This window comes from Kribbella sp. NPDC020701 (assembly GCF_055562215.1).
The window spans coordinates 352,907-360,645 of the sequence record NZ_JBVHFT010000008.1; the positions used below are offsets into that span (position 1 = coordinate 352,907).

The following is a 7,739-nucleotide window of genomic DNA, read 5'->3' on the forward strand; positions in this document are numbered from 1 at the left end:
ATCCGAATAGACTAGCATCGCCGATTGTTCGAGATATTTGGATCATTGGAGTTGATGATGGCCGAGGTTGTGCTGTACCACCATGCTCAGGGACTGACCGACGGGATGAAGTCGTTCGCCGGCGAGCTACGTCAGGCGGGCCACACCGTTCACACGCCCGACCTCTTCGAGGGCCGGACGTTCGCCACCCTCGAGGAGGGGATCGGGTACGCGAAGGAGACCGGCTTCGGGGTGATCCTCGACCGCGGCCTCAAGGCTGCCGAGGGATTCTCCGACAGTGTCGTCTACATCGGGCACTCGCTCGGCGTGATGCCCGCGCAGCAGCTCACGCAGACGCGCCCGGGGGCGAAGGGTGCCGTGTTCCTCTACTCGTGTCTGCCGGTGTCCGAGTTCGGCTCGTGGCCGGCCGGCGTACCCGTGCAGATCCACGGCATGGACGGCGACCCGTTCTTCGCCGACGAGGGTGATCTGGACGCGGCCCGGGAGCTGGTCGCATCCACCGACCAGGCCGAGCTGTTCCTCTACCCCGGCAAGGACCACCTCTTCGCCGACGCCTCACTTCCGGCGTACGACGAAGCGGCGGCCGCACTGCTGACGCGCCGCGTGCTCACCTTCCTCGGCGCGCTCGAGGCGTGAGGGGCGGAGCTACAGGGCGTGGAGTTTGGTGAAGGGGGCCTGGATGCGCATCAGCTTGCCGGCGCCGAAGTCGACGACGACCGCGTAACCGCCGTCGACCGAGCTGATCCGGCCCAGGCCTTCTCTGTCGTGGGACACTCGCTGCCCGACCTCGAAGACTTTGACCGGGTCCGGCACGCGGGGTTTGAAGGGGCTCGTGGACAGATGACGACGCGTCGTCCCGCGGAAGGATTCCATCAGGTCTCCAGTATGCGCCACATCGGCGTGACGTGAACCGGCCAGGTGGTGTCCGCTTGGTGTCAAGCGGCCGCACCCGGCCGGTGCCGACGTCGTCAGGCGCGCGCCGCCTCGGCTTCCAAGGCCGGTGAGTCCGCGACGCGGCGGGTCGGGATGAAGGAAGCGATCGCGAGGGCGGTCAATGCGGCGCCGGCGCCGATCAGGAGCACGACGCGGAAGCCGGTCTGCGACGGCAACGTGTAGCCGCCGAGGCTGATGGTCAGCTGGGCCAGGATCACCCCGGCGACCGCGCTGGACACCGAGGTGCCGATCGACCGCATCAGCGTGTTGAAGCTGTTCGCGGCCGCGGTCTCCGAGACCGGTACGGCGGCCATGATCAGCGCGGGCATCGCGCCGTACGCGAGGCCGATGCCGGCGCCGATCAGCAGCGAGACCAGGACGAGCTCCCAGACCGAACTCATCAGCACACTGCCCACGCCGTACCCGGCCGCGACGACGACGGCGCCGAGCATCAGCGTGACCTTCGGGCCGCGGGTCTTGGAGATCTTCGCCGAGAACGGCGCGGTGATCAGCATGACCAGGCCGGACGGGCCCATCACCAGACCGGACGCCAGCATCGACTGGCCGAGGCCGAACCCGGTTGCCTTCGGCATCTGCAGCAACTGCGGAAGGACCAGCGACATCGCGAACATCGCGAACCCGAACACCATCGAGGCCAGGTTTGTGAGCAGCACCTGCGGGCGGGCCGTCGTGCGCAGGTCGACCAGCGGCTCGTCGGTACGGCGTTCCCACCAGCCCCACGCGAGCAGCGCGGCGACCGCGAGCGCGAACAGGCCGAGGGTCCGGCCACCGGTCCAGCCCCAGTCGGCACCCTGAGAGATTGCCAACAGCAACGAAATCAGGCCGACCGACAACCCGGCCCCACCGAGTACGTCGAACCGTCCGCCGGAGCGGACCGATGACTCGGGAACGAGGCGCAGAACGAGGACGAAGACGATCGCGCCGAGGGCGGCCGACAGCCAGAACAGCGTGTGCCAGTTGAAGTTCTCGGCCAGTAGCGCGGCCGCGGGCAGACCGAGCGCACCGCCGACACCGAGTGACGCGCTCATCTGCGCGGTCGCCGTACCGAGCTTCTCCGATGGCAGCTCGTCGCGCATGATGCTGATGCCCAGCGGGATCACGCCGGCCGCCAGGCCCTGCAGCGCACGGCCGCCGATCATCGGGATGAGCGAGCTGCTCAGCGCGGCGACGACCGAGCCGGTGATCAGCATGCCGATGCTGATCAGCAGCATCCGGCGCTTGCCGTACATGTCGCCGAGCCGGCCCATGATCGGCGTCGCGACCGCGGCCGCGAGCAGGGTGGCGGTGATCGCCCAGGCGGTCCCGGCGGCCGAGGCGTGCAGCAGTTTCGGCAGTTCCGGGACGAGCGGGATCACCAGGGTCTGCATCAGCGCGACCGTGATGCCGGCCGAGGCGAGCACCGGTACGACGGCACCGGTGCGCGCAGGCGCTGGGGGCGCCTCGGCTTCAGACGCAGCCGAGGTAGGAGCAGCGGACATCACGAGCCTCCGACGAACTAGATAGTTGGTTTGTGCAACTAGACTTTAAGTCAGGCAGTTGACTTAAACAAGTTCGCCGGGCAGACTGTGAATGGTGATGATGATGGCGAAGGAAGTCCGGACCGAGCGGGTCAACCAGACTCGGGAGCTGATCATGGCCACGGCGGAGCGGATGTTCGCCGAGCGGGGCGTGCACGAGGTGTCGAACCGGCAGATCAGCGAGGCGGCCGGGCAGGGCAACAACACGGCGGTCGGCTATCACTTCGGGACCAAGGCCGATCTGATCCGGGCGATCGTGCGCAAGCATTCCGAGCCGATCGAGGCACGACGGCGGGAGTTGCTGGCAGAGCTCGGCCCGCGGCCGGACGTGCGGGACTGGGTCACCTGCCTGGTCCGGTCGGCCACCGATCACATGGGCAGCCTCGGCACGCCCAGCTGGCTGGCCCGGTTCAGCGCGCAGCTGATGACCGATCCGTCCTTGCGGGAGATCCAGATCGAGGAATCACTGACGTCGCCGACGCTGCAACAGATTCTTGAAGGGCTCAACGAGTGCCTGGCCGAGCTGCCGTTGCCGGTGCGGCTCGAACGCGGCGACATGGCACGCCATCTGATCCTCCAGATGACCGCGGAGTTCGAACGCGCTCAGGCTGACGGGACGCCCACCGCACGAGCGACCTGGCGCGAGATGGCCGACGGCCTCATCGACGGCATCGTCGGCCTGTGGACCGCACCGGTGACTACCTGAGTGTTCTCGCGTTCCCGAGTAGAGTGCGGGAGATGATCAATGGTGCGCATGTGATCATCTACAGCCGGGATGCCGAGGCGGATCGGGACTTCTTCCGGGACGTGCTGGAGTATCCGCACATTGACACCGGCCACGGCTGGTTGATCTTCAAGCTGCCGCCGGCCGAGGTGGCGATGCATCCGGCCGGCGAGGAGTCGCACGAGCTGTTCCTGATGTGCGACGACCTCCAGCGAACCGTCGCCGAGCTGACCGCGCGGGGAGTGGAGTTCGTCAAGCCGGTACAGGAAGAGCGCTGGGGTCTGGTGACGTCGATCCGGTTGCCCGGGGGTGGGGAGGTCGGCCTCTACCAGCCGCTGCACCAGACGGCGTATGACCTCTGAAGTGATCCCGTTCAGCATCGAGGTGCCGGATGCGGAGCTCGATGACCTGCGGGAGCGGCTGCGGCGAGTTCGTTGGCCGCGGCAACTGCCTGGGGACGGGTGGGATCGTGGGGTGCCGGTGGGCTATTTGCGCGGGGTGGTCGATCGCTGGCTGGCCTATGACTGGCGGGTGCGGGAAGCGCGGCTCAACGAGTATCCGCAGCCACGACGCGGATCGACGAGCAGGCGATTCACTTCCTGCATGTTCGATCGCCCGAAGATGACGCGCTGCCGCTGATCATGACGCACGGTTGGCCCGGGTCGATTGCCGAGTTCCTGCCGATCCTCGGTCCGCTCACGGACCCGGCGGCGTACGGCGGAGATGCGCGGGATGCCTTTCACGTCGTGGCGCCGTCCGTGCCGGGGCACGGGTTCTCGGTGCCGTTGGAGTCCGCGGGCTGGAACCACGGGCGGATCGCGCGAGCCTGGGCCGAGCTGATGAGCCGGCTCGGTTATCAGCGGTACGGCGCTCAGGGCGGCGACACCGGATCCGTCGTGTCACCCCTGCTCGGGCAGGTCGATCCGGCGCACGTGATCGGCGTACATGTCAATGGTGGCTTGGCGTATCCGGCGATCGAGCCCGGTGATGTCGAGCAGCTCACGGACCTCGAACGCGGGCGGCTCCAAGCTGCCGAGCGGCTGCGTGCGGTCGGGACCGGGTACGCCGAGCTGCAGGGGACGCGGCCGCAGACCGTGTCGTACGGGTTGAGCGATTCGCCCGTGGGGCAGTTGGCCTGGATCCTCGAGAAGTTCTGGGAGTGGACCGATCCGGCGCGTGTGCTGCCCGAGGATGCGGTCGAGCTCGATCACCTGTTGACCGATGCAAGCATCTACTGGTTCACGAACACGAGCGCGTCCTCGGCCAACCTGTACTACGAGAATCGCACCGCGGCTGACGACCTCGGGCCGGGCGTCCCCACCGGTGTCGCGGTGTTTCCGACGGATCCCGCGATCCGGCGGGTGTTAGATCGCCGGCACCGGATCGTGCACTGGTCGGAGTTCACCCGTGGCGGGCATTTCGCCGCGCTCGAGGCGCCGGACCTGCTCGTCGACGACATCCGCGCGTTCTTCCGGCTGGTCCGGTAGGCGCGCCGGTACGGAGAACTCGAGGAGCGTGCCCTCGCGCTGCACCGTTGCCTCGGGCCAGCGGCGGCGGATCATCCGGATCGTCCGGTCGTTGGCCGCGCCGACCATGAACAGGAAGCGCGTGGCGCCGGCCGCGATGGCGTCCGCGGCCGCGATCGACAGCATCCGGATCCCGAGCCCGCGCCCCTGCTCGGGTTCGCTGATGATCGCCGCCAGCTCGGCAGTGGAATCGCCCGGCGCCCAGGCCCACATCGCGTGGCCGACGATCGCGTTCGCACGGGTCGCGACGAACGCGTCGCCGGTCGGGCACAGCATCCGCAGCAGGAGTGCGGGCCGGGGCGGCCGGCCGATGGCGGTCTGGAACCGGAAGTAGAGGCTGACGTCGGTCAGCCCCGTGAGCATCCGCGCCAGCTCGTCCGTGTCGGCTTCACCGGCACGGCGGACGAGCGGCGTACTCATCGGCGTCGGCACCGGTTGCGACGCCCGCGCCCGGTCCGTTGTCTGAGTCTGGTTCACGGATTCAGCCTGACTCGGCTTGGCTAAGTCTGTCAAGCGGACTTATCCTGACGCTATGACAGAGCAGGTGCCCGAGGCGATGCGCTGGTCGACCGAGAACTGCACGATCTCGCGGACGATGCAGATCCTCGGCGACAAGTGGACGTTCCATGTGCTGCGCGAGCTGTTCGTCGGCGTCCGGCGGTTCGAGGACATCCGGGCCCGGGCCGGGATCCCGCGGCAGGTGCTGACCGAGCGCCTCGCGGCCCTGATCGAGCGCGGCTTGCTGCGCCGTCAGCCGTACCGCCTGCCCGGCCAGCGCGAACGGTTCGAGTACCGCCTCACCGAGGCCGGACTGGCGCTGTATCCGGTCCTCGTCGCGATGATCCAGTGGGGCGACGAGTACCTTCCGCTCGACGGCGGCCCGCCGATCGAGCCCCGCCATCGCGGCGACTGCAACGAGCGCGTGCACGTCGTCCTGCAGTGCGAAGCCGGCCACGAACCGACACCGCGTGAAGTCGCGATCCGCCCCGGACCGGGCGCACAACTCCGCGCGCTGGCAGGCTGACTGCTAAATGGCGTCGATGGCTTCGCGGAGGATGCGGTCGGTCTCGCGGGGCTGAGCCGCGGTGATGGAGAGTGCGTCCATCGTGACGACGTACGCGTCGAGGTCTTCGCGCTTGTCCAGGTAGACGGCGCTGGTCAGATGCTCGATGTAGACGATGTCCGGCAGGTCGGTGTCGTTGAAACGCAGCAGCGTGAAGGCGCCGCCGGTCGCGGTGTAGCCGCCCTTGTCGAACGGGATGATCTGCAGCGTGATGTTGTGCCGCTTCGATGCCTCGATCAGGAACTCCAGTTGGGTCTTCAGCACCGCCTTGCCGCCGATCGGCCGGCGCAGTACGGCCTCGTCGACGACTGCCCAGAGCCGGGCCGGTCGCGGCCTGGTGAGCACCTGCTGACGGCCCATCCGCAAGGCGACCAGACGCTCCTGCTCCGAGCGTGCCAGCGGCCTGTCCTGCCGGCCGAGCTGGACCACGGCCCGGGCGTAGTCGGGGGTCTGCAACAGGCCGGGGATGAACTGGAGCTCGAAGGTCCGGACCAGGTCCGCGGCCATCTCCAGGCCGAGGTAGGAGTGGAACCAGTTCGGCGTCAGGTCGTCGTACCGCTGCCACCAGCCCGGGTTGTTGGCGTCCCGGGCCAGGTTGAGCAGACGTTCGCGTTCCTCGCCGTCCTTGAGCTTGTAGAGCGTGAGCAGGTCGTCGACGTCGCGGACCTTGAAACCGACCCGGCCGAGCTCGAGCCGGCTGATCTTGGACTCCGAGCCACGGATCGCCCAGCCCGCGTCGGTCCGGGTGATCCCGGCCTCCTCACGCAGCCGGCGCAGGTGTACGCCGAGCATGATCCGCAGGGCGGTTGGGCCGCCGTACGTGCCCGGTTCCGTCACGCCTCGCCTCCCAGCAGCCCTGTGTCCCGGTGCAAGCAGTAGATCATTTCACAACAGATTGTGATCTCGTCCAGCCTGACGCGCATACACGACGTGTTCACCGGACCCTACTGTCAGTAGAGTCGGAGCCTCAGTCATCCCGATCCTCTGCGAGGCCCACTGATGCCCGATGCCACCAAGGCACCCAGTTCGATCCCGGTGGGCGTGGACACCACCCGGGCCAGTATCGCCCGGGTGTACGACGCCGCACTGAACGGCAAGGACAACTTCGAGATCGACCGCGAGGTGCTCCGCCAGGTCGCCAGCGTGGCGCCCCAGGTCAACGACCTGGCCTGGTCGAACCGGAACTTCCTGATCCGGGCCTGCCGGTTCCTGGCCGGCCAGGCGAGCATCACGCAGTACCTGGACTGCGGTTCCGGGCTGCCGACCGCGGAGAACACCCACCAGGTCGTGCAGCGGCTGCAGCCGGAGGCGAAGGTTCTCTACATCGACAACGATCCGGTGGTGCTCGCGCACGGCCGGGCGCTGCTGGAGGAGAACGAGCACACGCGGTTCGTCAGCGCCGACATCTTCGACCCCGACGACGTGCTGAGCCTGTCCGAGGTGAACGACTTCCTCGACTTCAGCCAGCCGATCGCCGTCATCCAGAACGGCACCCTGCACCACTACGTCGGTGACGACGGCCCGCAGATCATGAAGAAGTACGTCGACGCCGTGGTGCCGGGGTCGTACACGGTGGTCGCGCACTTCTTCGACCCGGAGACGCCGGAGCACTCCGAGATCGCCCGGATGATGGAGGACAAGTTCGTCCACAGCCCGATGGGCAGTGGCGTCTTCCGCACACGGGAGCAGTTGCTCGAGCTGTTCCCCGACCAGGAGCTGATCCCGCCGGGTCTGGCGCTCTGCGACGACTGGTGGCCGGACGGCCCCCGGGTCAAGCCCCTCAACCAGGTCGAGGAGTGCATCGCCGGAGCAGTCGGCCGCAAACTCTGATCGATCGCGTACGACGGTGGGGGGGGGGGGGGGGGGGGGGGGGGGGGGGGAGGGGTGGGGGGGGAGGGGGGGGGGGGGGGGGGGTGGGGGGGGGGGGGGGGGGGAGAGAGGGGGGGGGGGGGGGA

Annotated in this window: 9 protein-coding genes and 1 pseudogene; 6 read left to right on the forward strand and 4 right to left on the reverse strand. The window is 68.3% G+C overall.

Annotated features, from left to right (window positions below):
• The first annotated feature begins 54 nt into the window (after positions 1–54).
• Positions 55–636 (forward strand): dienelactone hydrolase family protein, encoded by a 582-nt coding sequence (locus ACZ3HV_RS21650; protein ID WP_465686770.1) that lies wholly within the window; start codon positions 55–57, stop codon positions 634–636.
• A 9-nt stretch (positions 637–645) separates the two neighbouring features.
• Here the strand turns inward: ACZ3HV_RS21650 and ACZ3HV_RS21655 are convergent, their stop codons facing one another.
• Both ACZ3HV_RS21655 and ACZ3HV_RS21660 read right to left on the reverse strand, forming a co-directional pair.
• Entirely contained in the window at positions 646–873 is a 228-nt protein-coding gene (locus ACZ3HV_RS21655; RefSeq protein ID WP_360363829.1) for a hypothetical protein, read from the reverse strand.
• A 95-nt stretch (positions 874–968) separates the two neighbouring features.
• Positions 969–2,432: an MFS transporter gene (locus ACZ3HV_RS21660; RefSeq protein ID WP_465686771.1), complete on the reverse strand. Its 1,464-nt coding sequence runs from the start codon at positions 2,430–2,432 to the stop codon at positions 969–971.
• A gap of 103 nt (positions 2,433–2,535) precedes the next feature.
• Between ACZ3HV_RS21660 and ACZ3HV_RS21665 the strand changes: the two genes are divergently transcribed.
• From ACZ3HV_RS21665 to ACZ3HV_RS21675, 3 genes and pseudogenes are all read left to right on the forward strand, one after another.
• The gene (locus tag ACZ3HV_RS21665) at positions 2,536–3,177 is read left to right on the forward strand and encodes a TetR/AcrR family transcriptional regulator (RefSeq protein WP_465686772.1); all 642 of its coding nucleotides are present in this window, start codon (positions 2,536–2,538) and stop codon (positions 3,175–3,177) included.
• 32 nt (positions 3,178–3,209) lie between these two features.
• Positions 3,210–3,557 carry a VOC family protein gene (locus ACZ3HV_RS21670; protein ID WP_465686773.1) on the forward strand — a complete coding sequence of 116 codons (348 nt, stop codon included), beginning with the start codon at positions 3,210–3,212 and terminating at the stop codon, positions 3,555–3,557.
• Positions 3,547–4,112: pseudogene (locus ACZ3HV_RS21675) on the forward strand (epoxide hydrolase family protein); the annotation flags it as partial. The gene ACZ3HV_RS21670 and the pseudogene ACZ3HV_RS21675, both read left to right, overlap by 11 nt.
• A gap of 447 nt (positions 4,113–4,559) precedes the next feature.
• On the opposite strand, the gene ACZ3HV_RS21680 reads toward ACZ3HV_RS21675, so the two are convergent.
• Complete coding sequence (locus ACZ3HV_RS21680; RefSeq protein ID WP_465686774.1) at positions 4,560–5,198, reverse strand: GNAT family N-acetyltransferase; 639 nt, start codon at positions 5,196–5,198, stop codon at positions 4,560–4,562.
• 55 nt (positions 5,199–5,253) lie between these two features.
• Between ACZ3HV_RS21680 and ACZ3HV_RS21685 the strand changes: the two genes are divergently transcribed.
• Positions 5,254–5,745, forward strand: coding sequence for a winged helix-turn-helix transcriptional regulator (locus ACZ3HV_RS21685; protein ID WP_360363819.1), 492 nt, complete (start codon positions 5,254–5,256; stop codon positions 5,743–5,745).
• 3 nt (positions 5,746–5,748) lie between these two features.
• Here the strand turns inward: ACZ3HV_RS21685 and ACZ3HV_RS21690 are convergent, their stop codons facing one another.
• The gene (locus tag ACZ3HV_RS21690) at positions 5,749–6,621 is read right to left on the reverse strand and encodes a helix-turn-helix domain-containing protein (protein WP_465686775.1); all 873 of its coding nucleotides are present in this window, start codon (positions 6,619–6,621) and stop codon (positions 5,749–5,751) included.
• A 162-nt stretch (positions 6,622–6,783) separates the two neighbouring features.
• Here ACZ3HV_RS21690 and ACZ3HV_RS21695 point away from each other — a divergent pair, with 162 nt between their 5' ends.
• On the forward strand, positions 6,784–7,614 hold the full coding sequence (locus ACZ3HV_RS21695) for an SAM-dependent methyltransferase (protein ID WP_465686776.1): 831 nt from the start codon (positions 6,784–6,786) through the stop codon (positions 7,612–7,614).
• The last annotated feature ends 125 nt before the right edge of the window (positions 7,615–7,739 follow it).